The following is a 24,081-nucleotide window of genomic DNA, read 5'->3' as shown; positions in this document are numbered from 1 at the left end:
TCACGCTCGTCACGTTCGGTGGACGGCCGGTGCGCGTGGCAGCGACCATGTCGCGGTGCCGACCGCAGCTGACCTCCTGAGCACCGCCGCCCGCAACGCCTGGGCGATCTCGCCCCTCGGCGACGGCGTCGAGCAGTACGACGGCCTGCCGGCCACCGTGCTGTCCGACGCCCCGCACCGGCGGCTGGTGCGCTACGACCGGACCACCGCCGCCCGGGTCCCACGCCCGGTGCTCCTCGTCCCGCCGCTGGCCGTCTCGGCCCGCTGCTTCGACCTGCGTCCCGGCCAGAGCCTGGCCGGCCACCTGCTGGAGGCCGGCCGGGCGACGTACCTGGTCGACTACGGGCGGATCACCTTCGCCGACCGCGGCATGGGCTTCGAGGCCTGGGTCGACGACATCCTCCCGACCGCCATCCACGCCGTGCTCGCCGACCACGCGGCCGGCGGCGACGAGGCCGACGGCGTCGACCTGGTCGGCTGGTCGCTCGGCGGCACGATGAGCCTGCTCACCGCCGCCGCTCACCCCGACCTGCCGATCGCGTCGCTGACCGCCTTCGGCACCCCGATCGACTACACGCAGATCCCGGCCGTCCAGCCGCTGGTCGTCGCGGATCGCCTGCTCGGCACCCGCGCCGTCACCGCGCCCACCGCCGCCCTCGGCGGTGTGCCGCGGCACCTGGTCCGGGCGAGCTACCGGGCGATGGCGCCCAGGCGCGAGCTGACCAAGGCCGTGCACCTGGCCAAGAACATCCTCGACACCGAGGCGCTCGCGCGCACCGGTGCCATCGACGGCTTCATCGGCGAGATGCCCGGCTACCCGGGACGGGCCTACCACCAGATCCACACCCGGCTGATGGTCCGCAACGAGCTGGCCTCCGGCACCGTGCGGCTCAGCCGCAAGCGCGAGGTCCGGCTGGCCGACGTGCGCACGCCGGTGCTGTTCGTCGGCAGCGAGAGTGACAACATCGCCGACGGCCCGGCCGTGCGGGCCGGGACGGACGTCGTGCCGGGCGCCCGGTACGCCGCCGCCGACGGCCTCAGTCACCTCGGCCTCGTCGCCGGCCCGAAGGCCGCCGAGATCAGCTGGCCGCTGCTCGACGCCTTCCTCGACAGGCCCTGAGACGCCGACCGGCCCGGTCCCCGAGGGGGCCGGGCCGGTCGTACGACGATCGGTCAGTGCCCGCCGTGGGCACCGGCCGGCGCGTCGGCCTTCGCCGGCAGCAGCAGCGACATCGCGATCACCACGAGGCCGATCACGGCACCCGCGAAGAACGCCCACTGCAGGCCGCCCATGAAGGCGTCGGCCGGCGAGCTGCCCGACTCCGCGAGGCTCTCGGTGCGGTTGGTCATGATCACGACCAGCAGCGCGGTGCCGATGGCGCCGGCGACCTGCTGGAGCGTGCCGAGCAGCGAGCTGCCGTGTGAGTACAGCTGCGGCGCCAGGTCGCCCAGGCCGATGGTGAACACCGGCGTGAAGATGGTCGCCAGGCTGGCCATCAGCGCGACGTGCAGCGCGACGAGCACGGCGTACGGCGTGTCGACGCCGATCCGGCTCAGCCCGAACAGCAGCGCCACCATGACGACCGAGCCGGGGATGACCAGCGGCCGGGCGCCGATGCGGTCGAAGACCTTGCCGACCTGCGGGCCGAGCAGGCCCATGGTCAGGCCACCGGGCATGACCAGCAGGCCGGTCTGCAGCTCGCTGAGGCCGCGCAGGTTCTGCAGGTAGAGCGGCAGCAGCAGCATCGAGCCGAGGAACGCCATGAAGCCGGCCGACATCAGGATCAGCGACACCGTGAAGTTGCGGACCTTCAGGGTGCGCAGGTCCATCAGCGGCCGGTCCGAGCGCTGCAGGAACAGCTGATAGCCGGCGAAGGCCGCGATCAGCACGACGCCCGCACCGATGAGCAGCGCCGGCTCGGGCCAGTCGGCGTTGCCGACCTTGCTCAGGCCGAACACGAAGGTGCTGAAGCCACCGGCCGCGAGCACCACGCTCAGCCAGCTGATCGGGCTGCGGTTGGTCTCGCCGACGTTCTCGAGCTGGCGCAGGCCGAAGAAGCCGACCAGCACGGCGATCGGGAGGACGACCGCGAAGATCAGCCGCCACGAGCCGAAGTGGAGCAGCACGCCGGACACCGCCGGACCGAGCGCCGGGGCGCAGGACATCGCGAGGGTGACCTGGCCCATCACGCGACCGCGGTCCTCGGCGGCGACGACCGTCATCAGGGTGGTCATCAGCAGCGGCATCATGACCGCCGTACCGCCGGCCTGGACGACGCGGCCGACCAGCAGCACACCGAACGTCGGCGCGAGCGCGGCGACGAGGGTGCCGACGCTGAAGGTCAGCATCGCGGTGGCGTACGCCGTGCGCGTGGTCACCCGCTGCAGGAACCAGCCCGTCACCGGGATCACCGCGGCCATGGTCAGCATGAACACGGTCAGCGACCACTGGGCGGTGGTCTCGGTGATCTTGAAGTCGGTCATCAACCGCGGGACCGCGTTGACGAGGGTGGTCTCGTTGAGGATCACGACGAAGGTCGCCGCGACCAGCAGCTTGATGACGAGCGGAGTCCGCCCCGGGGTCGCCGGGGCGCTCGTGAACTCCTGCTCGAAGGCGGCGAGGTCGCCGGTCTCAGCGGGTCCGGAGGGCGCAGTCATGACAGGTCCTATCGGTTGGTGGCAGGGTTTGGCGGTGGCCGACCCCATGACGCCGGGCGGTTCGGGCTGGCCGTCGCTTCACAAGTACGACGAACCGGCCGTCACCAGATCGACATGGCGAGCCGAGAAAATTCATCGGCCGCACCGTCGGGGCGCTGACAGGAGTCAATCGTCCAGCACCGACAGTCATTCCCGCCACTGGTTAAAAACGCCTCACCAAACCCCACCAGTCACAAGTTTCACCGGTCGGCCGGTGAAACTGGCGAGCCTGGACGACGAAACCGGCGCTTGGACGATGAAGCTTCCTCGTCCAAGCGCGAGTTTCACCGGTCGGCCGGTGAAACTCCCGTCAGCGGGTGAAGACGATCTTCCCGAAGACGTCTCCGGCAGCCATCGCCGCGAACCCGTCGCGGGCCTCCGTCATCGGCAGCACCCGGTCGATGACCGGACGCACACCGGTGCTGTCGAGCAGGTTGACCAGCCCGGCGAGCTCGCCGCGGGTGCCCATCGTCGAGCCGATCACCGACAGCTGGAGGAAGAAGATCCGGGTCAGCTCGGCGTCGTCGAGGTCGGGACCGGAGGTGGTGCCCGAGATGACGATGCGGCCGCCCGGGCGCAGCGCGCGGATCGAGTGCGACCAGGTCGCGCGGCCGACGGTCTCCATGACGGCGTCGACCTTCACCGGCAGCCGCGCGCCGGACTCGAAGACCTCGTGCGCGCCGAGCTCGAGCGCCTTTGCCCGCTTGGCCTCGTCGCGGCTGGTCGCGAGCACGCGCAGGCCGCCGGCCCGCGCGAGCGCGATGAGGGCGGTGGCGACGCCGCCGCCGGCACCTTGCACGAGCACGGTGTCGCCCGCCTTGAGCGCGCCCTGCGTGAAGAGCATCCGGTACGCCGTCAGCCAGGCCGTCGGCAGGCAGGCCGCCTCCTCGAAGGACATGGACGCGGGCTTCGGCACCACGTTGCGCCGCGGCACGATCACCTTGTCGGCGAAGGTGCCCTGGTGCCGCTCGGAGAGAAGCGAGCGCCGCGGGTCGAAGGTCTCGTCGCCGGTCCAGTCGGGGTCGGAGACGACCGCGTGCACGACGACCTCGTTGCCGTCCTCGTCGTACCCGGCGGCGTCGCAGCCCAGGATCATCGGCAGCGCCTCGGCCTTCAGCCCCACCCCGCGCAGCGACCAGAGGTCGTGGTGGTTCAGTGAGGCGGCCTTGACGGTGACCGTGGTCCAGCCGTCGGGCGCGACCGGGTCGGGGCGCTCCCCGAGCACGAGACCGGTCAGCGGGTCGTCGGACGAGTTGGCGAAGGAGTCGGCGTAGACGGCGAACATGACCCCGACGCTAGTGGCCGATCAGATCCGAGCGACACCGTCTCGTCGTGCGGCGTCCGCCACAGCGGCGGCGACCGCGGGGCCGACCCGCGGGTCGAACGGCGAGGGGATGACCAGGTCCTCGGACAGGTCGTCGCCGACCAGCGCGGCGAGCGCGTCGGCCGCGGCGACCTTCATGCCCTCGGTGATCGCGCTGGCGTGCACGTCGAAGGCGCCCCGGAAGATGCCCGGGAAGGCCAGCACGTTGTTGATCTGGTTGGGGAAGTCCGATCGACCGGTGGCGACGACCCGCGCGTGGCGGTGCGCCACGTCGGGGTGGACCTCCGGGTTCGGGTTGGCCATCGCGAAGATGATCGCGTCGTCGGCCATCGTGGCCACGACCTCCTCGGGCACGGTGCCGCCGGAGACGCCGATGTAGACGTCGGCGCCGTCGAAGGCCTCGGCGAGCGTGCCGCGGCGGCCACACTGGTCGGCGGTGAGCTCGGCGAGCGCCTTCTTGGCCGAGGTCAGGTCGGTGCGGTCCGAGCTCACGACGCCCTTGCGGTCGGTGACCGCGATGTCCTTGATGCCGGCCGCGAGCAGGATCTTCGCGATCGCCACGCCGGCGGCGCCGGCGCCCGAGATGACCACGCGGGTCGACTCCGGGGTCCGGCCGGTCAGCTTGAGCGCGTTGACGAGCGCGGCCAGGGTCACCACGGCGGTGCCGTGCTGGTCGTCGTGGAAGACGGGGATGTCGAGGGCCTCCTTGAGGCGGTCCTCGATCTCGAAGCAGCGCGGGGCCGAGATGTCCTCGAGGTTGATGCCGCCGAAGCTCGGCGCGAGCCGGACGACGGTCTCGATGATCTCCTCGACGTCGGTGGTCGCCAGGCAGATCGGGATGCCGTCGACGCCGCCGAACTGCTTGAACAGCACCGCCTTGCCCTCCATCACCGGCATCGCGGCGGCCGGGCCGATGTCGCCCAGGCCCAGCACGGCGGTGCCGTCGGTGACGATCGCGACGGTGTTGGGGACCCACGTGTAGTGGCGGGTCAGGCCGGGGTCGGCGGCGATGGCCTCGCACACCTCGGCCACACCGGGGGTGTAGGCCAGCGAGAGCTGGTCGCGGGTGCTGACATCGGCCGTGGGTACGGTCGCCATCTTCCCGCCGAGGTGCAGATCGAAGACCGGCTCACCCGCGCGCGGGTGGGAGGGAAGAACGTCGTCAGCCACGGTCATCCATCCTTTCACACCGTCCGGCCCGACAGCCGACGTGTCCGGATGGGACGGGTCACAGCCATCGGGGCCACGGCCACACCCGAGCCCGTACGACGCCCGCGACGTCGGCGTCCGGCACGGCACCGCGGTGGCGGGAGTCCACGCCGGCGTCGGCGTTGTCGCTGAGCAGCCACCAGCCGCTCTCCCGACGTCCGGCGACCCGTTTCACCGCGAGGGTCCCGTCGGCGAAGCGGGCGACGACGACGCGACCGGGGCGCACGCGCGCGCCGTACAGGACCAGCAGGCGCTGCCCGGACCGCAGCGCGGGCCGCATGGAATCGCCCCGGACGACGGCGATGCCGACCCGACGCCGACCTCCCGTTGCCGCTCGATCCATGACGAGTAGTGTCGCAGGCAGCAAGTACCTGCCCGCCTGAACCTCTGAGAGGACCGACATGTTCTCCCGTATCGCCGAATCGATTCGCGCGGCCTTCGTGGCCCCCACCGTCGACGTCTCCGCCCACTGCGACCTGCCCTGCGGTGTCTACGACCCCGCCCAGGCCCGCATCGAGGCCGAGTCGGTCAAGGCCGTCATCGCCAAGGCGCTCGACAGTGACGACGCCGACTTCCGCACCCGCGCCATCCTGATCAAGGAGCAGCGCTCCGAGCTCGTCAAGCACCACCTGTGGGTGCTGTGGACCGACTACTTCAAGCCCCCGCACTTCGAGGCCTACCCGCAGCTGCACACGCTGGTCAACGAGGCCACCAAGCTCGCCGGCGCGACCGGCACCAAGGGCACCCTCGACCTGGCCAAGGCCGACGAGCTGCTCGCGAAGATCGACGAGATCGCCGAGATCTTCTGGGCGACCAAGAAGGCCTGATCCGTTCGGACTAGTCCTTCCGGGCCACAGTGCCCAGGCCAGACGGGCCGCACGTCCATTTCGGGCGTGCGGCCCGTCGTTTTCGTCCCATCAAGGTCCCGGTTCCTTTAGCGTGACGGCGAGTCAGGCAAGTCGTTGTCTGTACCGAAATCACCAACCGACCAGGGAGCACAGGGTCGGGGGGACCCACACCATCCGGAGGGAGAAGTCGCGATGCATCGCGCCCTTTTCAAGATGTTCATCGGCCTGGCGGTTGCGCTCGGTCTGACCTTCACGACGGCGTCCGTCGCGTCGGCCACCCCGGCGGCCCCGGCCGCGACGCAGGCAGCAGAGCCTGACTGCAGCGCCCAGGGCGCTGCCCTGACCAAGGCGTACAACAACTACGCCGCCGCTAACGCGTACGTCGCTGCGGCCGACGCCAAGGTCAAGAAGCTCAAGAAGAAGCTCAAGAAGGCCAAGAAGCACCACGCGCCGGCCAAGAAGATCAAGAAGCTGAAGAAGAAGCTCAAGAAGGCCAAGAAGGCCAAGCGCGCCGGCATCGCCTACCGCAACCAGACCGTCGCGAACTACAACGGCGCCTACTCGGCCTACGCCACTTGCAAGGGCCGCCCGGGTGCCATCCCGCCGGCCACGCCCGAGCTGCCGATCCAGGCCCTCTGCGACGCGGTCCCGCAGCTTCAGCAGCTGTGCGACCTGTTCCCGACGGTGCTGGACCCGCTGATGAACACCTTCAACCAGCTCTGCGCGGCGGCCCCGGCCCAGATGCAGAGCCTGTGCGACGCGTTCAAGGCCGGCCTGGCCGACCCGACCGGCCTGGTCGACATCCTCGAGGCCACGCTGACCAACCTCGGCCTCGGTGCCGCGGTCGACGCCCTCAAGCCGGTGCTCGACGCGCTCGACTCCGTCGTCAGCCAGCTGGGCGGCGTGCTCGGCGGCGGCCTCCCGAGCCTGCCCGGCCTGCCGAGCCTCCCCGGTCTGCCGAGCCTCCCCGGTCTGTGATCTGATCGCAGGCAACTGAACAACTGACACGACTCAGGACCCCGGGACGAACGTCCCGGGGTCCTGTGCGTTCCGCCCTCCACTCCGTCCATGAAGGGCTCACCACGATGCCTTAGGGTGACCGGCGAGCCGGGCATCCTCACGCCCGGTGTCCGCGACCGGTCGTCGGGGAGGGAAGCTGCTGACGGCCGGCCACACCCAAGGGAGAGACCGGCATGCATCGTGCCCTGCTCAAGATCGTCCTCGGCGTCGCCGTCGCACTCGGCCTGACGCTGTCCATGGCCCCGGTGGCCTCGGCCGCCCCGTCCGCGCCGGATGCGCGCGCCGCGAGCTGCACCGTCGAGTACACCGCGGCCCAGGGCGCCTACACCACCTACACCGCCGCGAAGGCCACGGCCGCGAAGCTGGCGAAGAAGGTCGAGAGGCTCAAGAAGAAGGCCGCCAAGGCGCACGGGCGGGCCGCGGTCAAGCTGGAGAAGAAGCTCGTGAAGGCCAAGGCGCGCAAGCGCGCGGCACGGGCGTTCCTGGCCCAGGCCACCACCGCGGCGACCGCCACCGGTACGACGTACACCGCGTGCCTGAGCGGCCGGAGCACCGCCATCCCGAGCCAGGTCCCGGCCGGCACCACCCCGCTCGACTTCCTCGGCGAGGTCCTCGACATGCTCGGCGTCGGCTGGCTGGTCGACCTGCTCGGCCTCGACCGGGTCATCGACATGCTGGGCCTGCGCCCGCTCCTCGAGGGCCTCGGCCTGGGCGCGATCCTCGACTGACGACCACCTGTGGCGGGCCCCGGGATGCGACACATTCCGGGACCTGCTGCATGGAGGCTCACCAAATGCCATAGGGTGACCGCCGAGTCGGGCCTCAGTGCGCCCGGCCGATTCTCGGCTGTCGCCTATGGGGGGCGAGCGGCTGTCGACTTCACCTGAGGGAGAAACCGGCATGAATCGTGCCCTGCTCAAGCTGATCCTCGGCATCGCCGTGGCCATCGGCCTCACCCTGACCGCCGCTCCGGTGGCCTCGGCTGCTCCGGCAGCCGCTCCGGCCACCACCGAGCGCGCGGCTGACTGCGTCGCCCAGGCCAAGGCCGTCGACGTCGCGACGATCACCCGCTCCGCGGCCCGGATCAAGATCCAGCAGCTCAAGGCCAAGATCGTCAAGCTGCAGAAGAAGATCAAGAAGGCCAAGCGCCACCACCAGGCGGCGAAGGTCAAGAAGCTGACCAAGAAGCTCAACAAGACCCAGCGCAAGCTCCGCCAGACCAAGGTGCTGCGCGCCAACGCCGCCAAGGCCGTCAGCGGCACCCTGGTCCTGCTCGCCTCCTGCCAGGCCGGCAACGGAGTCACCCTCCCGAGCGCGAAGCCGGACAAGGACAACCTGCTGGACTACGTCGGTGACGCGCTCGACAAGCTGGGCATCGGGTTCCTGCTCGACTCGCTCGGCCTCGAGGCCGTCCTCGACCTGCTCGACCAGACGGGCCTGCTCGACCTGCTGGGTCTCGGCGACCTGCGTCCCTGACGCGACCCGTCCCCTCCAACGGCCGCGTCCTCCGGGGCGCGGCCGTTGGCGTAGGGTCGGTCCCGACCTGGTTCCCCAACGCCAACCCGGAGGATGCGGCATGTCGGAGACGAGCAGCCCTGCTGTCGGTGGTACGACGGCCGCCGGCCGACCCGACGAGGTCGAGCTGCGGCTCCCCGCCGACGGCGCCTACGCCTCGGTCCTGCGCACGCTGACCGCCGGCCTCGCGGCTCGTCTCGACTTCACCATGGACGACATCGAGGACCTGCGCATCGCCGTCTCCGAGGCCGCCGCCATGGTGCTCGACGAGGCCGACGCGGACGCCGTGCTCGACTGCCGCTTCCAGCTCGGCACCAGCGAGCTGGCCCTCACCATCGCCGCGGCCGCCCAGACCCCCACTGCTCCCGACTACGAGAGCTTCGGGTGGCAGGTGCTCGCGACCCTCGCCGACGAGGCGGCGATCGACGCCGTCGCCGGGCGCTACTCCGTCCGTCTCCTCGTGCGGTCGTCCCTGGCGTCATGACCACCGACCTGTCTCGGGGCGGCGGCCAGCGCGGGCCGACCAACATCGAGGTGACCCGCCGGCGCAGCGCGGAGCTCTTCGTGGTGCTCCGCGACGAGGACGCCTCCCAGGCCGAGCGCGACACCGCCCGCGACTCCCTCGTCCACCTGCACCTGCCCCTCGTCGAGCACTGCGCCCGGCGCTTCCGCAACCGCGGCGAGCCCTACGAGGACCTGGTCCAGGTCGGCACCATCGGCCTGATCAAGTCCGTCGACCGCTTCGACACCGAGCGCGGGGTCGAGTTCTCGACGTACGCCACCCCGACCATCATCGGCGAGATCAAGCGCTACTTCCGCGACAAGGGCTGGGCGATCCGGGTGCCGCGACGGCTCCAGGAGCTGCGCATGCAGATCAGCGCGAGCACCGCCGAGCTCACCCAGTCGCTGGGCCGCTCCCCCACGCCGCGCGAGCTCGCCGACGCGATCGGCTGCTCGGTGGAGGAGATCGTCGAGGGCCTCGAGTCGAGCAACGCCTACTCCACGCTCTCCCTGGACGCCACCGACGACGACTCCGACGGCGGCAGCGGCCAGAGCATGCTCGACGCGATGGGCGTCGACGACGAGGCGCTCGAGCACGTCGAGATCCGCGAGTCGGTCAAGCCGCTGCTGGAGAACCTCCCGCCGCGTGAGAAGAAGATCCTGCTGCTGCGCTTCTTCAAGAACATGACCCAGTCGCAGATCGCCGAGGAGATCGGCGTCTCGCAGATGCACGTGTCCCGGCTGCTCAGCCGCACCCTGGCCCAGCTGCGCGAATCGCTCGAGTCGGAAGGCTGAGCAAGCGGTCGGCAAATCGTCGCAGGAGCGACGTTTACCGTCGCGGCCGCCGGGCAGTACCCCTGCGTCTCACACTTCTTGACCGATTCCAGAGACCTCGTTCCGGACGGGTCGGTCCCTCCCCGAAGGAGCTCCTCCATGCGCAGGCTCGTCTCCGCTGGCGTCATCGCGATCACCTCGCTCGCGCTCGCCACGCCCGCTCTGACGTCGACCGCCGCGGCAACCCCCGGCACTGCCGACACCGCCGTCGTGGCGGCGAAGGTCAAGGCCGGCAAGTTCAAGATCAAGAAGTCGGCCGCCGGTGTCCAGCCCGGCATCAGCAAGCTCGTGCTCACGTCCAAGGGCCTTCGGGGCTCGGGCAAGGTGAAGTACTCGATCACCGGCGACAACGGCGTGGCCTTCAAGGGCAAGGCCAAGGTCAAGAAGGGCAAGGCCAAGTACCTCGTCCCGGCCCTCGGCACCGGCCACTACAAGGTCAAGGCCAAGTTCAAGGGCCGCAAGGGCAAGACCAAGTTCGAGGTCTACGACTCGAACCTGACGCTCAGCACGACGGCCCTGACCTGCGACATCAGCGACTACAAGGCCCGCACCTCGCTCTCCGGCAGCGTCAAGTACAAGGGTGGCCCCGCCACCTCGGGCTACGTCGACGTCTACCAGAACGGCAACGCGGCCGGCGGCTCGTCCTCGCCGTACCTGCTGACCTTCGCCTCGGTCAACACCGCCACCGGCACCTTCGACTTCGGCACCAAGATCTGCGACCGGGTCATCACCGGCGGCACCGGTAGCGCCCTGCGCAGCGGCCTGCCGGCCGGCAACTACGTGTTCCAGGCGTACTACACCAAGGACGCCGGGTACGACGACTACTTCTCGTCGAACCTGATCTCGGTGACCGTGGTCCCCTGATCACCCAGCACGCAACGACGGCCCGGTCCCCTCGCGGGGGCCGGGCCGTCGGCGTACCGGGCAGCCAGGGCGTGTCCTAGTCGTCCTCGCCCGGGTGGTCCTCGAGTGCCGCGACCGTGTCGGGGTGCACGACCGCGGCCACGACGACGAGGCCGACCACGGCCAGGCCGATGGCGGCGAGCACGTGCTCGCGCAGGTTCCAGGCGAGCCCGAGCACGATCAGCTGGGTGATCAGCACCGGGCCGCGCGCCCAGCCGTGCCGGCGCCACAGCGCCAGGGCCGCGCCCATCAGCACCACGCCGTACGCCGCGAAGAAGACCGCGGTGGAGACCCCGAACCCGAGCCGCTCCGAGGACACGCTGGCGAGCTCCAGGACTGCCAGGACGAGCAGCACGAGCGCCTGTACGGCGGCCAGCGAGGCGGCCACGGTCAGCGGTGGCGGACGGTCGGCGCCGGGGTCGGCAGAGCGGTCGGACGGGTGGTCGAGGGGCCCTTCGGTCACCGCCGCAGCCTAGGCGGTGGGTGTCCACGATCCGGTTGTGACCCAACGAACCACCGGAATTGCTTGATTCGTGACGCAATCCTTGGAAACCTTGCCGGAGCGATCGTGAAGCCGTTCACTTTTGCGGCTTCACGTGTGCCCGGTCGAGGGCACCCCCGGTAGTGAAAGAAGAGGGCTTTCCCACCCATGGATTGGCGACACCGTTCCGCATGCCTCGACGAGGATCCGGAGCTGTTCTTCCCGATCGGCAACACCGGCCCTGCGATCCTCCAGATCGAGGAGGCCAAGGCTGTGTGCCGTCGCTGCGACGTGCGTGAGCAGTGTCTCGCGTGGGCGCTCGAGGCGGGTCAGGACCATGGTGTGTGGGGTGGCCTCAGCGAGGACGAGCGCCGCGCGCTCAAGCGCCGCAACGCCCGCGCGCGCGTCCGCACCCCCGTCTGACCGGCGCCGCTCGCGGCCCGGCCCGGTCACTCGACCGGGATGCTGAAGCCTGCCCGGGTGCCGCCACCGGGCGCCTGACCGAGCGTCAGGTGCCCGCCGAGCTCGGACTCGACGAGCGTGCGCACGATGGAGAGCCCCAGGCTGGTCGCGGCGTCCAGGTCGAAGTCCTCGGGCAGCCCGCGGCCGTCGTCCTCGACGGCGACCTCCAGCACGGCACCGTGTCGGGCGGCGTGGATCGCGATCTGGCCGGAGCCGCCGGCGTCGTACCCGTGCTCGGCGGCGTTCTGCATCAGCTCCATGACGACCATGGCCAGGGGCGTGGCGACCTCGGAGGCGAGGACGCCGAAGCTGCCCTCGCGGCGCACGCCGATCTGCGCGGTCGTGGAGCCGACGTCGACCACCAGCCGGGCGAGCCGGTCGGCGATGTCGTCGAACTCGACGGTCTCCTCCACGGCCTGGCTCAGTGTCTCGTGGACGATCGCGATCGAGCCGACCCGGCGTACCGCCTCCTCGAGGGCCGAGGCGGCCTCGGGCGAGCCGATCCGCCGGGCCTGGAGGCGCAGCAGGGCGGCGACGGTCTGCAGGTTGTTCTTCACCCGGTGGTGGATCTCGCGGATCGTGGCGTCCTTGGTGACCAGCTCGCGGTCGCGCCGGCGCAGGTCGGTGACATCGCGCAGCAGGATGATCGCGCCGATGTGCTCCCCCTTGGGCCGCAGCGGGATCGAGCGCACGATCAGCGCGGCGCCGTCGCCGGGACCGCCGGACGCGCCGAGCTCGGTGTCGCGGTGCGCGCGGCCGCCGAGGACGGCGCTGAGCGTCTCCTCGTCGGGGCGCTTCTTCGGCGGCACCAGCTCGCGGGTCAGGTCGGGCAGGCGGTGGCCGGTGAGGTCGCCGGTCAGCCCGAGCTTGCGGTAGGTCGACAGCGCGTTCGGGCTGGCGTAGATGACCCGGCCCGCCGCGTCGACCCGCAGGAAGCCGTCGCCGACCCGCGGCGAGTCGGCGTGGTCGCTGCGCTGGGCGGTCGAGGGGAACAGGCCGGCGGCGATCATCTGGGACAGGTCGGTCGCGGCCTGGAGGTAGTTGATCTCCAGCAGGCTGGGGGTACGCACGCCGAGCAGGTTGGTGTTGCGGCTGATCACCGCGATCACGTTGCCGGCCCGGCGCACCGGGATCGCCTCGACCCGCACCGGCACGTCGTCACGCCACTCGGGGTCGCCCTCCCGGGCGATCCGGCCGAGCTCGAAGGCGGCGTCGACCAGCTGACGGCGCCCGGTGGGGGCGAAGGTGCCCACGATGTCGTCGACGTACGCCGTCGGGCCGGTCGTCGGGCGCATCTGGTCCCCCGCCCAGAAGCCCGCCCCGCCCCGGTCGGGCAGCCACAGGACGAGGTCGGCGAAGGACAGGTCGGCGATGACCTGCCAGTCGGCCTGGATCAGCTGCAGCCAGGCGATGTCCGCGTCGTCGAGGTCGGTGTGACGCCGGGCGATCGCGGACAGGGAGGGCACGGGCACAACTCTAGAGAGGGAGGGTGCCTCCCCACTTAGGGTCCCTTCACATTGTTTGGCAGGATAGGGGCCGGGGGATGAAGGCTCGGCTGCTCCGGAGGGTGTGGGTTGATGGTGTCGGTGGATTGGGCGCGCCTCCAACAGGCCCTCCGCGACGGTGAACGGCGTCCCCCTGCCGATCACCCGATCGGCGACCTGACCGCCCAGCTGACGCAGATGCTGGGCGACCCGGACCCGCAGGTGCGCGACGGGATGGCGTACTCCTTCCTCGCGACCTGGATCGAGCACGGCGCCTACGACGACCTGCTGGCCGGGCTCGGCGACGGCATGTGCGCCGGGCTCAACGCCGGGCTCGGCGAGCGCGACACCGACTCGGTCTTCCGGCGCAGCTTCTCGGTGCTGCTGCTGGCCGAGTGCATCCAGCGCGACACCCGGATCCGCCGGCTCCCCCCGAGCAAGGTGCTGCACTGGGGCGACCGGATCGCGGCCTGGTACGTCCGTGAGCGCGACCTGCGCGGGTTCGTGCCCGGCAAGGGCTGGGCGCACTCCGCCGCCCACGGCGCCGACGCGGTCGCCGCGCTGGCCGCCTCGCGCCACTTCGGCATGACGGAGCTGACCGTGCTGCTCGACGTGATCGCCGACCGCGTGCTCAACCCCGACACGCCGCCGCTGGTGCACGGCGAGCCGGACCGGATCGCCCACGCGGTGATGGAGATCCTGCGCCGCGACCGGGTCCCGCTGAACGTGCTGGAGCCGTGGGTGGTCCGCCTCGAGCAGGGCGCCCGGGCCAAGGCTCGCAGCGGCCGCGACCCCTACCGGGCGACCGGCAACGCGCAGGCGGTGCTGCGCGCGATCTACCTGCAGCTCACCATCTCGCCGCGCCACCCCTCGGTCCGCCCCGACCTGCTGCTCGCGCTGGTGGCCTCCCTGCGCCGGGTGCACCCGTACTTCCTCGACGACGTCGGCTGAGGTGGCTGACCGGGCGGGCGCCGCTGGCTAGGGTGCCCGGGTGACCTCCACTCCCCCGGACCAGACCCCGCTGACCGGCCACGCCGGCGAGATCGCCACCGCGGTCGCCCGCGCGCACGGCGTCGAGACGATGTTCACGCTCTCGGGCGCCCACGTGTTCCCGATGTACGACGGCGCGGTCAAGTCACAGCAGGACGGCGGCACGCCGGTCCGGCTGGTCGACGTGCGCCACGAGCAGACGGCGGCGTTCGCGGCCGAGGCGACCGGCAAGCTGACCCGGGTGCCGGGGCTCGCGGTGCTGACCGCCGGGCCGGGTGTCACCAACGGGGTCAGCGCCCTGGCCCAGGCCCGGTTCGCGGGATCGCCGATGGTCGTGGTCGGTGGCCGCGCGCCCAACAACCGCTGGGGCACCGGCGCGCTGCAGGAGATCGACCACCTGCCGATCGTCACGCCGGTCACCAAGCACGCGGCGACCCTGATGACGGCGAACGACGTCGCCGCCGGCTTCGACACCGCGTTCACCGAGGCGCGCTCGTCGCACCGCGGGCCGACGTACGTCGACGTCCCGATGGACGAGTTCTTCAACGTCGGCACCGGACCGGCGCCGGTGGTCGGCGACGTGCGCGGCGCGGAGCCGGACAGCGACGCGGTGGCGCGGATCGCGGGCCTCATCGCGAAGGCGCGCCGTCCCGTGCTGGTCCTCGGCACCGACGTGTGGGCCGACCACGCCGAGGAGGCCGCGCTGCGGCTGGTCGAGGAGATGCGGCTGCCGGCGATCACCAACGGCATGGGCCGCGGCGTGGTGCCCGGCGGCCACCCGCTGCTGGTGACCAAGGCCCGCGGCGCGGCGATCAACGGCGCCGACCTGGTGGTCGTGGTCGGGACGCCGCTCGACTTCCGGCTCGGGTACGGCGTGTTCGGCGCGCGCGGATCTGGCGGCGACGCCGAGCCGGCCACACCGACACCGGTCGTCCACATCGCCGACTCCCCCGGCCAGCTGTCCGGCCACGCGACGCTCGCGGCGTCGGTCAGCGGCGACCTGACCACGGTCCTCGACGGCCTGCTGGAGACACTGGCCGGCGCGAGCCAGCCGGACCGCTCCGAGTGGATCACCCTGCTCCAGGACACGGTCGCGGCGGCGAGCGCGAAGGACGCCGAGCTGCTCGGCGCGGAGGCCGACCCGGTCCACCCGGCCCGGATCTACGGCGAGCTGGTCCCCCGGCTCGCCGACGACGCCGTGGTGATCGGCGACGGCGGTGACTTCGTCTCCTTCGCCGGGAAGTTCGTCGAGCCGAAGCGGCCCGGCTGCTGGCTCGACCCCGGCCCCTACGGCTGTCTCGGCGCCGGTCTCGGCGCGGCCGTGGCCGCCCGGATCGCCCGCCCGTCGTCGCAGGTCGTGCTGCTCCTCGGCGACGGCGCCGCCGGCTTCTCCCTGATGGACGTCGACACCCTGGTACGCCACGACCTGCCCGTCGTGATGGTGATGGGCAACAACTCCGCATGGGGCCTGGAGAAGGGCCCGATGCAGATGCTCTACGGCTACGACGTCGCGGCCGACCTGGCCCCGCGCACGGCGTACGACCAGGTCGTGGCCGCCCTCGGTGGCGCCGGTGAGACGGTCACCGACCCGCGGCAGATCGGGCCGGCTCTGGACCGCGCGTTCGCGGCGAACGTGCCGTACCTGGTCAACGTGATCACCGACGTCGACGCGGCCTACCCGCGCACCACGTTCGGCATCTGATGTCGAACCACAGTCACCGAGGAGGATGAGCATGGCCGGCTCGACCGTGCGGTTCGCCGTGACCGACGCCGACACCGCGCTCGCGGTCGGCTCCGGCAGCCTCCCCGTCCTCGGCACCCCGCGGCTGCTGGCCTGGTGCGAGGCAGCCACGTGCGCCGCCGTCGAGGCCGAGCTCGCCGCGGGTGAGACCAGCGTCGGCACCCGGGTCGATCTCGAGCACCTCGCCGCCACGGCGGTCGGCGGGACGGTCGAGGTCACCGCCCGGCAGGTGTACGCCGACGGTCGGCTGCGCCGCTTCGCCGTCTCCGCGCGTGAGGTCGGTCCCGACGGCACGGCGGGCAAGCTGGTCGGGTCCGGAGAGGTGACTCGCGTCGTGGTGGACGCCGACCGCTTCATGGCCAAGGTTTCGAGACAGTCGGGATAGTCCGTCATTTCGCTCCGCCCGTTCCCGACTTCCTCAACCTCCTCGCGGTTCTTCCGCGGCCGCAAGCGGCCACGGAGCGTCGGAGATTTCGCCGCAGTAGCCGGGCCTGAGAGAATGGCTCGATTCACGACTTCAGGAGGAACCATGGGCAAGACCGGCCGCAAGCGCCGCGCGCGCCGCAAGAAGGGCGCGAACCACGGCAAGCGCCCCAACAGCTGAGCGCACGCACCGACGAACCCCCGCGACCTCACGGTCCGGGGGTTCGCCTCATTCTCGAGCCGCGAACCGGCGTCGCTGAGCGGCTCAGGCCTCGGTGATGCGGACCTGGATCTGCTGGATCTGGATCCGGACCCGCTCGCGCAGCTCGGCCGGGGCGGTCTCGCCGCAGGAGCGGGCGACCACGGCCTTGACCGTGCGCTGGAGGTCGTAGCGCTCCAGGCAGGGGCTGCACGAGTCGATGTGGGCCCGGACGATGGCACAGTCGCCGGCCTCGAGCTCGTTGTCGATCAGCCGCACGATGCGCTCGAGGAAGTCGGCACACTCGGCGTTGCTGGGGTCGTCAGACACGTGCAGGTGCTCGTGGCTCGGCTCGGACATCACTTGCCTCCCTCGAGCGGAGCGTCGCCGCCGGAGCGGACGTAGTCGGAGAGCATGTCGCGCAGCTGGCGCCGGCCGCGGTGGAGGCGGGACATGACCGTCCCGATCGGGGTGTCCATGATCTCGGCGATCTCCTTGTAGGCGAAGCCCTCGACATCGGCGAGGTAGACCGCGAGCCGGAACTCCTCGGGGAGCCGCTGCAGGGCGTCCTTCACCTGGCTGTCGGGGAGGTGCTCCAGCGCCTCCATCTCGGCCGACTTCAGCCCGCTCGACGTGTGCGACTCCGCGCGCGCCAGCTGCCAGTCCTCGACGTCCCCCGTGTCGCCGGCGAGCGCCTGCTGAGGCTGGCGCTGCTTCTTGCGGTAGGAGTTGATGAAGGTGTTGGTCAGGATCCGGTACAGCCAGGCCTTCAGGTTCGTACCGGGCTTGAACTGGTGGAACGCGGAGAACGCCTTGGCGAAGGTCTCCTGGACCAGGTCCTCGGCGTCGGCCGGGTTGCGGGTCATCCGCATCGCGGCGCCGTAGAGCTGGTCGAGGAAGGGCAGGGCGTCACGCTCGAAGCGCGCGGCCCGCTCCTCAGGGGTCTCCGACGCGACGTCGACGTCCTCGGGGTGAGAGGCGTCGGCGTCCAGGGACGAAAGATCGGAAATCTCGGTCATCGCGTCCCAGACTACGGTGCTCCCGGTCCGGGGGCGCTCCAGCGTCGCGATCATGGAAGCCAGAACGCCTCAGGTGCGGGCGTCATTCCCGACGACCTCGCGCACGATCCACTCGAGAGTCGACTCCACCACGATGCCCATCGCCTCGGCCTCGGTGAGCGCACCCCGCTTGGGTACGGCGAGGCCGTGGTCGGCTCCCGGGACCACGGCGAGGTCAGTGCGCCCCGGCAACGGGTCGGGAAACTCCTCGGGTCGCCCGAACGGGTCACGCTCGCCCTGCACGACCAGGGTCGGCACCCCGGCGCCGGCGAGCTCGTCGAGTCGGGAGCGCTCCGGCCTGCCCGGCGGGTGCAGCGGGAACGAGAGCGCCAGGCAGCCGGCGGCGCCGAGCTCGGCCGCGGTGCGGCAGGCCGAGCGGGCGCCGGCCGAGCGGCCACCGACGACCAGCGGGGTGCGGGTGCGCAACGCCTTCGCGGCCGCGCGCAGGCCGACGTCGAGGGTGGCCGGCGCACTGGCGACCTTGCGGCCGGCGCGGCGCCAGGGCTGCTCGAAGCGGGCCACGCTGATCCCCTGCCCCGGCAGCTGGGCGGCCAGCGCCTCGAGGTCGCGGGCGTCGATGCCGCCGCCGGCGCCGTGGCTGACGAGCAGGGTGGCCACCGGCCCGCGGGCCCGGCGGACGACGAGCCGGCCCTCGCCGTACGGCGTCTCGACGATGCGCTCGTCGCTCACAGCAGGGTGCCCTGTCCGTCGTCGGGCTCGCCCTGGTCATCGGCGAACGGGATCGGCTCGACCAGCTCGGGGCCGTTGTTGGCGACGTTGCCGACCGCCGTCGAGACGGGGTACGCCGTCAGGCCGGTCTGCTGGGCCGGCCGCAGCGACTGAAGCAGTCCGGGCAGGTCGCCCGCCGGTGTGCGCGGGTCGAGCCACTCGTGGCGCCGCTCGGGCTCGACGAGCAGCGGCATCCGGTCGTGGATCCGGCCGAGGTCGTCGGTGGCCTCGGTGGTCAGGATCGTGCAGGTCCAGCGGAACCGGTCGTCGGCGTCCTCGGCCTTCGACGGGTCACGCCAGATCTCGTAGAGGCCGGCCATCGCCAGGCTCGTGCCGTCGCCGGAGGTGATGAAGAAGGGCTGTTTCGCAGGTCGACGGGTCTTCCCCTTCGCGGTCGTCGATGAGTGCTGCGTCTCGTACCACTCGAAGTAGCCGTCGGCCGGCACGATGCAACGGCGGGCGGCGAACGCCTTGCGGAAGGCGGGCTTCTCGGCGACCGTCTCCATCCGGGCGTTGATCATCCGGCTGCCGATGCCGGCGTCCTTGGCCCACGACGGGACCAGGCCCCAGCGCAGCGCGCGCAGCTGGCGGGTCGGCTCGTCCGTCCTGTGGCCCTCGGCGTCACGGGAGGCGCGCTCCATCACGGCGTACACCTCGTCGGTCGGCGCGACGTTCCAGGAGGGTGGGATCGCCCGCTCGAGACGTGGGTCGAGCACCTCGAACTCCTCCGCGAGGTCCTCCGGGCTCCGGCTGGAGGCGTAGCGGCCGCACATGGTCGTCAATCTATCGGTCTGCGCGGACAGTGCCCGGGTACCGACCGGCCATGGCTCTGAGCAGACTGATCGCCCGACCGCTGCTGGCGTCGTACTTCCTCGCCAACGGTGCCCAGGACCTGCGCGAGGCTCCCGCGCTGGCTGCACAGGCGGCACCCGTGACCGAGACGCTTGCGCCGGCTCTGGACAACGCGACCCCGGAGAGCGTCTCCGTGCCACGCGACCCCGTGCTGTGGGTGCGGGCCAGCGGCGCGGTGCAGGTCGTCGCCGGCCTGGCACTCGCGACCGGCCACTTCCCGCGGCTCTCCGCCGCGCTGCTCGGCGGGACCCTGGTGCCGTCGACCGCTGCGCGGTACCGGTTCTGGGAGGCCACCGACAAGGAGCAGCGCCGCGAGCAGCTGACCCACTTCGTGAAGAACACCGCCCTCGCCGGAGGCCTGCTCATCGCGGCGCTCGACACCGCCGGCAAGCCGGGGGTCGCCTGGCGGGCCCGGCACGCCACCCACGACGCTCGGCGCGAGGCCGCGCTGGTGGGCGCCCGGGTGAGGGCGCGGGTCTCCTAGACTCAGCCGGGAGATGACGACTCCCGCCACGCACGCCGACCCCTGGCCCGCGCCCACCACCACCGGGCCCCTCGACGCGACGGTGACGCTGCCGGGCAGCAAGTCGCTCACCAACCGGGCGCTCGTGCTCGCGGCGCTGGCGGACGGGCCGTCCGTCGTACGCCGGGCGCTGCGCTCGCGCGACACCCTGCTGATGGCGCAGGCGCTGACCTCACTGGGCGCCCGCGTCGACACCTCGGGCGACGACTGGACCGTGACCCCGCTCGACGGCGCCGTCGCCGGCGACCGGGCGTCGGTGGACTGTGGGCTGGCCGGGACCGTGATGAGGTTCGTGCCGCCCGCGGCCGGGCTGGTGCGCGGGGAGGTCGCCTTCGACGGCGACGAGCACATGCGCAAGCGGCCGGTCGGCGAGATCCTCGCTGCCCTGCGTGGGCTCGGGATGGCGATCGACGACACCGACGGCGCGCTGCCGTTCACGGTGCACGGCGCGGGAACAGTGCCGGGCGGGACCGTCGTGATCGACGCGTCGGCGTCCTCGCAGTTCGTCTCGGCTCTGCTGCTCGCGGGCGCGCGGTTCGAGGCGGGAATCGACGTGCGTCACGACGGCAAGCCGATCCCCTCGCTCCCCCACATCGAGATGACGATCGCGATGCTGCGCGACCGCGGTGTCGCGGTCGACGACGGCGACGCGAACCGGTGGGCGGTCGCCCCCGGCCCGATCGCGGCCCACGAGGAGGCGATCGAGCCCGACCTCTCCAACGCCGCGCCGTTCCTGGCGCTGGCGGCCGTGTCCGGCGGCTCGGTGCTGGTGCGCGACTGGCCGAGCGACACCACCCAACCGGGCGACACGCTGCGCGACCTGCTGGCGCGGATGGGCTGCACGGTCGAGCGGGAGTCCGACGGGCTGCGGGTGACGGGACCCGCCGACGGCTGGCGCGGGCTGCAGGGACTGGACGCCGACCTGCACGACGTCGGGGAGCTCACGCCCGCGATCGCCGCGCTCTGCGCGCTCGCTCAGACGCCCTCGCACCTGACCGGCATCGCCCACATCCGTGGCCACGAGACCGACCGGCTGGCCGCGCTGGCGCACGAGCTGGGTGCGCTCGGCGCCGACGTCGTCGAGCACGCGGACGGGCTGACCCTGCGCCCGGCGGCGCTGACGGGCGGCGTGTTCCACACCTACGCCGACCACCGGATGGCCCACGCCGGCGTGATCGTCGGCGCCGCGGTCCCCGGCGTCCTCGTCGAGAACGTCGCGACCACCAGCAAGACCTTCCCCGACTTCGCCGGCTTCTGGTCCGGGCTGTTCTGATGCCGCGGTACGACGAGCACGACGTCGAGCACTACGAGCGTCCGCGTCGTCGTACCCGCCCCCGGACCAAGGATCGCCCCACCCACGACGACGCCGTCGAGGGTCTCGTCGTCACCGTCGACCGCGGCCGGTTCACGCTGCTCATCGACGACCGCACCGTGCTGGCCATGAAGGCCCGCCCGCTGGGCCGCAAGGGCGTGGTCGTCGGCGACCGCGTGCGCGTGGTCGGCGACGTGTCCGGTGCCGACGGCTCGCTCGCGCGGATCGTGGAGGTGCTCGAGCGCAGCAGCACGCTGCGCCGTACCGCTGACGACGACGACCCGGTCGAGCGCGTCATCGTCGCCAACGTCACCCAGCTCGTCGTCGTCACCGCCCTCGCGGACCCCGAGCCCCGGCCGCGGTGGATCGACCGCGCCCTGGTGGCGGCGTACGACGGCGGGATGGCGCCGCTGCTGTGCCTCACCAAGGCGGACCTGGAGGACCCCGAGACCCTGCTGGCGACGTACCGGTCGCTGGGGGTGCCGTGGGAGGTCACCCGCCGCGGCGCCGACCGCGCGATCATCGGCCTGGACGCGCTGCACGACCGGCTGCGCGGCGAGACCAGCGTACTGATCGGGCACAGCGGCGTCGGGAAGTCCACGCTGGTCAACGCGCTGGTCCCCGACGCGCGCCGCGAGACCGGGCACGTGAACGCGGTGACCGGTCAAGGCCGGCACACGTCGACGTCGGCGCTGATGCTGCCCCTGGCCGACGGTGACGGCTGGATCATCGACACCCCCGGCATCCGGTCCTTCGGGCTCGCGCACGTCCAGCCCGAGCACCTGATCGAGGCGTTCCCCGACCTCGACGAGATGACCGAGGACTGCCCGCGCGGCTGCACCCACGGCGAGGACGAGCCCGAGTGCGGGCTCGACGAGGCCGTGGCGGCCGGTGAGGCCGATCCGGAGCGCGTGGCCTCGTTCCGGCGGCTGCTCGCCGCGCGGTCGGTCACCGACTACTGACCCGTCGAGTTGCCGCATCCTCACCGTCGAGTTGCCGCATCCTCACCGTCGAGTTGCCGCTGCCGGAAACTCAACGGCGAGTTCGGGGCAACTCAACGGTGAGGATGCGGCAACTCAACCGTTGAAGCCGCCCCAGACCGCCTTGGCGCCCGCGTCTCCGGTGAGAGCGACCAGCACGATGACGGCGACCGCGCCGGCGGCGAGAAGCACGCCGAGCAGCCAGCGCAGCGCGCCCTCCTTGGGGTGGAGCAGGCCGGAGACCAATGCGACGACGCTGAACCCGATCGAGGTCCACAGCAGCTTGAGCGCCAGCGAGTGGTGGTGGTCGATCTGGCGGGTGATCTCCGAGGGCGGCGTCGAGAAGAACTCGTTGGCGTCGCGGAAGCTGTTGCCCGAGACGAACGCCAGCACCACCGCGCCGATCGCGATCACGGCACCGACCACGAGCGGCCAACGCAGGCGGTCGCGCCAGGCCGGCACGAGGGAGGCGAGGGCGAGGAGGGCGACGAGCGGCGCGAGCACCACGGCGGCGTGAACGGCGAGCGGGTGCAGCGGAAGGCCGTTGATCTCCATGGTTGAATCCTGCACGACCGCTGGTCACGGGAGCCGCACCCGCGCCGGTCGCGCGGCGCCCGACGGCTAGGGTGCCCCTGTGGCTGCCCCCGACTACACCGACGACCTGCGTCTGGCGCACCTGCTCGCCGACGACGCGGACTCGCTCACCCAAGCCCGGTTCCGCGCGCTCGACCTGCACGTGATGAGCAAGCCGGACCTGACGCCGGTGACCGACGCCGACCAGGCGGTCGAGGAGTCGATCCGCCGTACCCTCTCCAAGGCGCGCAGCCGCGACGCCGTCACGGGCGAGGAGCAGGGCACCTCCGGGCACTCGCAGCGACGCTGGATCATCGACCCGATCGACGGCACCAAGAACTACGTGCGCGGCGTGCCCGTGTGGGCCACGCTGATCTCGCTGGCCGTCGACGACGAGGTCGTCCTCGGCGTGGTGTCGGCGCCCGCGCTGCAGCGCCGCTGGTGGGCCTCGGCCGGCCAGGGCGCGTGGACCGGCAAGTCGCTGATGAAGGCGACCGAGTGCCACGTGTCCGACGTACGACGGCTGGAGGACGCCTCGTTCTCGTACTCCTCGATCAGCGGCTGGGAGGATCGCGGTCTCGGCGAGGACATGCTGGCGCTGATGCGCCGGGTCTGGCGGACCCGGGCGTACGGCGACTTCTGGTCCTACATGCTCCTCGCTGAGGGCGCCGTCGACATCGCGGCCGAGCCCGAGCTCGAGGTCTACGACATGGCTGCGCTCGACATCATCGTGCGCGAGGCGGGCGGCCGGTTCACCTCGCTGGAGGGCCGCGAGGGCCCGTGGGGCGGCAACGCGCTGGCCAGCAACGGACACCTCCACGAGGCCGCGCTGTCCTTCCTCGGCAGCGTCAGCGACCTCGACGACGACCCCGACTGGCCGCGTACCGGACCGGGCAGCGTGTCCGACCTGCGCTCCCGCCGGCACCGCGTGTCGGACGAGGGCAGTGACGACGAGGGCGACGCCGAGTAACCTGCGTCACATGCGCATCGCTGACGTGCTCCAGTCGAAGTCGCTTCGCGACGTGGTCACCATCAGTCCCGAGGCGGGGGTCCGCGAGCTGCTCGCGCTCCTCTCGGAGCACAACATCGGTGCGGTGGTGGTGAGCTCCGACGGCACCTCGCTCGACGGGATCGTGTCCGAGCGCGACGTCGTACGCCACCTGCACAGCGACGGCACGGTCATCAACAACGTCGTCTCGGCGATCATGACCACCGAGGTGAGCACCTGCTCCCCCGACGACGACCTCGACGAGGTCCTCGCCGTGATGACCGAGCGCCGGTTCCGCCACATCCCCGCCACCGACGGCGATCAGGTGGTCGGCATCGTCAGCATCGGCGACCTGGTCAAGCACAAGATCGACCAGCTGCAGTTCGAGCGCGACCAGCTCGACAACTACGTGCATCAGAGCTAGGGACCCAGGAA

Annotated in this window: 29 protein-coding genes; 18 read left to right on the top strand and 11 right to left on the bottom strand. The window is 71.7% G+C overall.

Annotated features, from left to right (window positions below):
- Nucleotides 1-55 precede the first annotated feature (55 nt).
- Entirely contained in the window at nt 56-1,120 is a 1,065-nt protein-coding gene (locus tag FBY23_RS11135; RefSeq protein ID WP_141798204.1) for an alpha/beta fold hydrolase, read from the top strand.
- Nucleotides 1,121-1,173: 53 nt separating this feature from the next.
- On the opposite strand, the gene FBY23_RS11130 is transcribed toward FBY23_RS11135, so the two are convergent.
- The 4 genes from FBY23_RS11130 to FBY23_RS11115 form a co-directional block, all read right to left on the bottom strand.
- Entirely contained in the window at nt 1,174-2,658 is a 1,485-nt protein-coding gene (locus tag FBY23_RS11130) for a DHA2 family efflux MFS transporter permease subunit (RefSeq protein WP_141798203.1), read from the bottom strand.
- Between the two features lie 349 nt (nt 2,659-3,007).
- Nucleotides 3,008-3,982, bottom strand: coding sequence for a zinc-binding dehydrogenase (locus FBY23_RS11125; protein WP_141798202.1), 975 nt, complete (start codon nt 3,980-3,982; stop codon nt 3,008-3,010).
- A gap of 21 nt (nt 3,983-4,003) precedes the next feature.
- On the bottom strand, nt 4,004-5,119 hold the full coding sequence (locus tag FBY23_RS11120; protein ID WP_260806574.1) for an NADP-dependent malic enzyme: 1,116 nt from the start codon (nt 5,117-5,119) through the stop codon (nt 4,004-4,006).
- A 130-nt stretch (nt 5,120-5,249) separates the two neighbouring features.
- The gene (locus tag FBY23_RS11115) at nt 5,250-5,573 is read right to left on the bottom strand and encodes a S24 family peptidase (protein ID WP_141798200.1); all 324 of its coding nucleotides are present in this window, start codon (nt 5,571-5,573) and stop codon (nt 5,250-5,252) included.
- Nucleotides 5,574-5,631: 58 nt separating this feature from the next.
- Between FBY23_RS11115 and sodN the strand changes: the two genes are divergently transcribed.
- From sodN to FBY23_RS11080, 7 genes are all read left to right on the top strand, one after another.
- The gene (gene sodN / locus FBY23_RS11110) at nt 5,632-6,057 is read left to right on the top strand and encodes a superoxide dismutase, Ni (RefSeq protein ID WP_141798199.1); all 426 of its coding nucleotides are present in this window, start codon (nt 5,632-5,634) and stop codon (nt 6,055-6,057) included.
- Between the two features lie 213 nt (nt 6,058-6,270).
- Nucleotides 6,271-7,056: a hypothetical protein gene (locus FBY23_RS11105; protein WP_141798198.1), complete on the top strand. Its 786-nt coding sequence runs from the start codon at nt 6,271-6,273 to the stop codon at nt 7,054-7,056.
- Nucleotides 7,057-7,271: 215 nt separating this feature from the next.
- Nucleotides 7,272-7,826 carry a hypothetical protein gene (locus tag FBY23_RS11100; protein WP_141798197.1) on the top strand — a complete coding sequence of 185 codons (555 nt, stop codon included), beginning with the start codon at nt 7,272-7,274 and terminating at the stop codon, nt 7,824-7,826.
- Between the two features lie 172 nt (nt 7,827-7,998).
- Complete coding sequence (locus tag FBY23_RS11095; protein ID WP_141798196.1) at nt 7,999-8,574, top strand: hypothetical protein; 576 nt, start codon at nt 7,999-8,001, stop codon at nt 8,572-8,574.
- Between the two features lie 100 nt (nt 8,575-8,674).
- On the top strand, nt 8,675-9,097 hold the full coding sequence (locus FBY23_RS11090) for an anti-sigma factor (protein ID WP_141798195.1): 423 nt from the start codon (nt 8,675-8,677) through the stop codon (nt 9,095-9,097).
- Nucleotides 9,094-9,909 carry an RNA polymerase sigma factor SigF gene (locus FBY23_RS11085; RefSeq protein ID WP_141798194.1) on the top strand — a complete coding sequence of 272 codons (816 nt, stop codon included), beginning with the start codon at nt 9,094-9,096 and terminating at the stop codon, nt 9,907-9,909. The genes FBY23_RS11090 and FBY23_RS11085 overlap by 4 nt, the downstream gene beginning before the upstream one ends.
- A gap of 138 nt (nt 9,910-10,047) precedes the next feature.
- Nucleotides 10,048-10,812, top strand: a complete 765-nt coding sequence (locus tag FBY23_RS11080; protein ID WP_141798193.1) for a hypothetical protein — start codon at nt 10,048-10,050, stop codon at nt 10,810-10,812.
- A gap of 76 nt (nt 10,813-10,888) precedes the next feature.
- Here the strand turns inward: FBY23_RS11080 and FBY23_RS11075 are convergent, their stop codons facing one another.
- Nucleotides 10,889-11,314 (bottom strand): hypothetical protein, encoded by a 426-nt coding sequence (locus FBY23_RS11075; protein WP_141798192.1) that lies wholly within the window; start codon nt 11,312-11,314, stop codon nt 10,889-10,891.
- Between the two features lie 186 nt (nt 11,315-11,500).
- Here FBY23_RS11075 and FBY23_RS11070 point away from each other — a divergent pair, with 186 nt between their 5' ends.
- A complete protein-coding gene (locus FBY23_RS11070) occupies nt 11,501-11,755 on the top strand; it encodes a WhiB family transcriptional regulator (protein ID WP_038678054.1) in 255 nt (84 codons plus the stop codon).
- A gap of 26 nt (nt 11,756-11,781) precedes the next feature.
- On the opposite strand, the gene FBY23_RS11065 is transcribed toward FBY23_RS11070, so the two are convergent.
- A complete protein-coding gene (locus FBY23_RS11065) occupies nt 11,782-13,260 on the bottom strand; it encodes a sensor histidine kinase (RefSeq protein WP_141798191.1) in 1,479 nt (492 codons plus the stop codon).
- Nucleotides 13,261-13,371: 111 nt separating this feature from the next.
- On the opposite strand from FBY23_RS11065, the gene FBY23_RS11060 reads away from it, so the two are divergent.
- The 4 genes from FBY23_RS11060 to FBY23_RS26930 all read left to right on the top strand — a co-directional run bounded on the left by FBY23_RS11060 (nt 13,372) and on the right by FBY23_RS26930 (nt 16,613).
- Nucleotides 13,372-14,229 (top strand): DUF2785 domain-containing protein, encoded by an 858-nt coding sequence (locus tag FBY23_RS11060; protein WP_141798190.1) that lies wholly within the window; start codon nt 13,372-13,374, stop codon nt 14,227-14,229.
- A gap of 40 nt (nt 14,230-14,269) precedes the next feature.
- Nucleotides 14,270-15,970, top strand: a complete 1,701-nt coding sequence (locus FBY23_RS11055; RefSeq protein WP_222117796.1) for an acetolactate synthase — start codon at nt 14,270-14,272, stop codon at nt 15,968-15,970.
- A 31-nt stretch (nt 15,971-16,001) separates the two neighbouring features.
- Nucleotides 16,002-16,394, top strand: coding sequence for a thioesterase family protein (locus FBY23_RS11050; RefSeq protein WP_222117795.1), 393 nt, complete (start codon nt 16,002-16,004; stop codon nt 16,392-16,394).
- A 144-nt stretch (nt 16,395-16,538) separates the two neighbouring features.
- On the top strand, nt 16,539-16,613 hold the full coding sequence (locus FBY23_RS26930) for a 50S ribosomal protein bL37 (RefSeq protein WP_370249596.1): 75 nt from the start codon (nt 16,539-16,541) through the stop codon (nt 16,611-16,613).
- A gap of 84 nt (nt 16,614-16,697) precedes the next feature.
- Here the strand turns inward: FBY23_RS26930 and rsrA are convergent, their stop codons facing one another.
- The 4 genes from rsrA to FBY23_RS11030 all read right to left on the bottom strand — a co-directional run bounded on the left by rsrA (nt 16,698) and on the right by FBY23_RS11030 (nt 19,191).
- Nucleotides 16,698-16,991 carry a mycothiol system anti-sigma-R factor gene (gene rsrA / locus FBY23_RS11045; RefSeq protein WP_141798189.1) on the bottom strand — a complete coding sequence of 98 codons (294 nt, stop codon included), beginning with the start codon at nt 16,989-16,991 and terminating at the stop codon, nt 16,698-16,700.
- Nucleotides 16,991-17,650 carry a sigma-70 family RNA polymerase sigma factor gene (locus FBY23_RS11040; RefSeq protein WP_141798188.1) on the bottom strand — a complete coding sequence of 220 codons (660 nt, stop codon included), beginning with the start codon at nt 17,648-17,650 and terminating at the stop codon, nt 16,991-16,993. Before FBY23_RS11040 ends, rsrA begins: the two co-directional genes overlap by 1 nt.
- Nucleotides 17,651-17,719: 69 nt before the next feature.
- Nucleotides 17,720-18,379, bottom strand: coding sequence for an alpha/beta family hydrolase (locus tag FBY23_RS11035; RefSeq protein ID WP_141798187.1), 660 nt, complete (start codon nt 18,377-18,379; stop codon nt 17,720-17,722).
- Nucleotides 18,376-19,191: an SOS response-associated peptidase gene (locus tag FBY23_RS11030; RefSeq protein ID WP_141798186.1), complete on the bottom strand. Its 816-nt coding sequence runs from the start codon at nt 19,189-19,191 to the stop codon at nt 18,376-18,378. The genes FBY23_RS11035 and FBY23_RS11030 overlap by 4 nt, the downstream gene beginning before the upstream one ends.
- A gap of 50 nt (nt 19,192-19,241) precedes the next feature.
- Here FBY23_RS11030 and FBY23_RS11025 point away from each other — a divergent pair, with 50 nt between their 5' ends.
- From FBY23_RS11025 to rsgA, 3 genes are read left to right on the top strand one after another with little or no spacing between them, the layout of a single operon-like run.
- Nucleotides 19,242-19,754: a DoxX family protein gene (locus FBY23_RS11025; protein ID WP_141798185.1), complete on the top strand. Its 513-nt coding sequence runs from the start codon at nt 19,242-19,244 to the stop codon at nt 19,752-19,754.
- A gap of 13 nt (nt 19,755-19,767) precedes the next feature.
- A complete protein-coding gene (gene aroA / locus FBY23_RS11020) occupies nt 19,768-21,066 on the top strand; it encodes a 3-phosphoshikimate 1-carboxyvinyltransferase (RefSeq protein WP_141798184.1) in 1,299 nt (432 codons plus the stop codon).
- Complete coding sequence (gene rsgA / locus FBY23_RS11015) at nt 21,066-22,067, top strand: ribosome small subunit-dependent GTPase A (RefSeq protein WP_141798183.1); 1,002 nt, start codon at nt 21,066-21,068, stop codon at nt 22,065-22,067. The genes aroA and rsgA overlap by 1 nt, the downstream gene beginning before the upstream one ends.
- A 114-nt stretch (nt 22,068-22,181) precedes the next feature.
- On the opposite strand, the gene FBY23_RS11010 is transcribed toward rsgA, so the two are convergent.
- Nucleotides 22,182-22,640 carry a DUF2231 domain-containing protein gene (locus FBY23_RS11010; RefSeq protein ID WP_141798182.1) on the bottom strand — a complete coding sequence of 153 codons (459 nt, stop codon included), beginning with the start codon at nt 22,638-22,640 and terminating at the stop codon, nt 22,182-22,184.
- Between the two features lie 79 nt (nt 22,641-22,719).
- Between FBY23_RS11010 and hisN the strand changes: the two genes are divergently transcribed.
- Nucleotides 22,720-23,628, top strand: coding sequence for a histidinol-phosphatase (gene hisN, locus FBY23_RS11005; RefSeq protein ID WP_141798181.1), 909 nt, complete (start codon nt 22,720-22,722; stop codon nt 23,626-23,628).
- Between the two features lie 10 nt (nt 23,629-23,638).
- Nucleotides 23,639-24,070, top strand: coding sequence for a CBS domain-containing protein (locus tag FBY23_RS11000; RefSeq protein ID WP_141798180.1), 432 nt, complete (start codon nt 23,639-23,641; stop codon nt 24,068-24,070).
- Nucleotides 24,071-24,081 lie beyond the last annotated feature (11 nt).

This window comes from Nocardioides sp. SLBN-35 (assembly GCF_006715725.1).
Taxonomy (GTDB): domain Bacteria; phylum Actinomycetota; class Actinomycetes; order Propionibacteriales; family Nocardioidaceae; genus Nocardioides.
The sequence above is the reverse complement of the archived record's forward strand: the minus strand, read 5'-3'. Positions and strand labels throughout refer to the sequence as shown.

What these genes read in the sequence shown, in the direction of transcription:
- FBY23_RS11130 (WP_141798203.1), bottom strand. Translation starts at nt 2,658, where the DNA reads ATGACTGCGCCCTCCGGACCCGCTGAGACCGGCGACCTCGCCGCCTTC.
- FBY23_RS11125 (WP_141798202.1), bottom strand. Translation starts at nt 3,982, where the DNA reads ATGTTCGCCGTCTACGCCGACTCCTTCGCCAACTCGTCCGACGACCCG.
- FBY23_RS11120 (WP_260806574.1), bottom strand. Translation starts at nt 5,119, where the DNA reads ATGGCGACCGTACCCACGGCCGATGTCAGCACCCGCGACCAGCTCTCG.
- FBY23_RS11115 (WP_141798200.1), bottom strand. Translation starts at nt 5,573, where the DNA reads ATGGATCGAGCGGCAACGGGAGGTCGGCGTCGGGTCGGCATCGCCGTC.
- sodN (WP_141798199.1), top strand. Translation starts at nt 5,632, where the DNA reads ATGTTCTCCCGTATCGCCGAATCGATTCGCGCGGCCTTCGTGGCCCCC.
- FBY23_RS11105 (WP_141798198.1), top strand. Translation starts at nt 6,271, where the DNA reads ATGCATCGCGCCCTTTTCAAGATGTTCATCGGCCTGGCGGTTGCGCTC.
- FBY23_RS11100 (WP_141798197.1), top strand. Translation starts at nt 7,272, where the DNA reads ATGCATCGTGCCCTGCTCAAGATCGTCCTCGGCGTCGCCGTCGCACTC.
- FBY23_RS11095 (WP_141798196.1), top strand. Translation starts at nt 7,999, where the DNA reads ATGAATCGTGCCCTGCTCAAGCTGATCCTCGGCATCGCCGTGGCCATC.
- FBY23_RS11090 (WP_141798195.1), top strand. Translation starts at nt 8,675, where the DNA reads ATGTCGGAGACGAGCAGCCCTGCTGTCGGTGGTACGACGGCCGCCGGC.
- FBY23_RS11085 (WP_141798194.1), top strand. Translation starts at nt 9,094, where the DNA reads ATGACCACCGACCTGTCTCGGGGCGGCGGCCAGCGCGGGCCGACCAAC.
- FBY23_RS11080 (WP_141798193.1), top strand. Translation starts at nt 10,048, where the DNA reads ATGCGCAGGCTCGTCTCCGCTGGCGTCATCGCGATCACCTCGCTCGCG.
- FBY23_RS11070 (WP_038678054.1), top strand. Translation starts at nt 11,501, where the DNA reads ATGGATTGGCGACACCGTTCCGCATGCCTCGACGAGGATCCGGAGCTG.
- FBY23_RS11060 (WP_141798190.1), top strand. Translation starts at nt 13,372, where the DNA reads ATGGTGTCGGTGGATTGGGCGCGCCTCCAACAGGCCCTCCGCGACGGT.
- FBY23_RS11050 (WP_222117795.1), top strand. Translation starts at nt 16,002, where the DNA reads ATGGCCGGCTCGACCGTGCGGTTCGCCGTGACCGACGCCGACACCGCG.
- rsrA (WP_141798189.1), bottom strand. Translation starts at nt 16,991, where the DNA reads ATGTCCGAGCCGAGCCACGAGCACCTGCACGTGTCTGACGACCCCAGC.
- FBY23_RS11040 (WP_141798188.1), bottom strand. Translation starts at nt 17,650, where the DNA reads ATGACCGAGATTTCCGATCTTTCGTCCCTGGACGCCGACGCCTCTCAC.
- FBY23_RS11030 (WP_141798186.1), bottom strand. Translation starts at nt 19,191, where the DNA reads ATGTGCGGCCGCTACGCCTCCAGCCGGAGCCCGGAGGACCTCGCGGAG.
- FBY23_RS11025 (WP_141798185.1), top strand. Translation starts at nt 19,242, where the DNA reads ATGGCTCTGAGCAGACTGATCGCCCGACCGCTGCTGGCGTCGTACTTC.
- aroA (WP_141798184.1), top strand. Translation starts at nt 19,768, where the DNA reads ATGACGACTCCCGCCACGCACGCCGACCCCTGGCCCGCGCCCACCACC.
- rsgA (WP_141798183.1), top strand. Translation starts at nt 21,066, where the DNA reads ATGCCGCGGTACGACGAGCACGACGTCGAGCACTACGAGCGTCCGCGT.
- FBY23_RS11010 (WP_141798182.1), bottom strand. Translation starts at nt 22,640, where the DNA reads ATGGAGATCAACGGCCTTCCGCTGCACCCGCTCGCCGTTCACGCCGCC.
- FBY23_RS11000 (WP_141798180.1), top strand. Translation starts at nt 23,639, where the DNA reads ATGCGCATCGCTGACGTGCTCCAGTCGAAGTCGCTTCGCGACGTGGTC.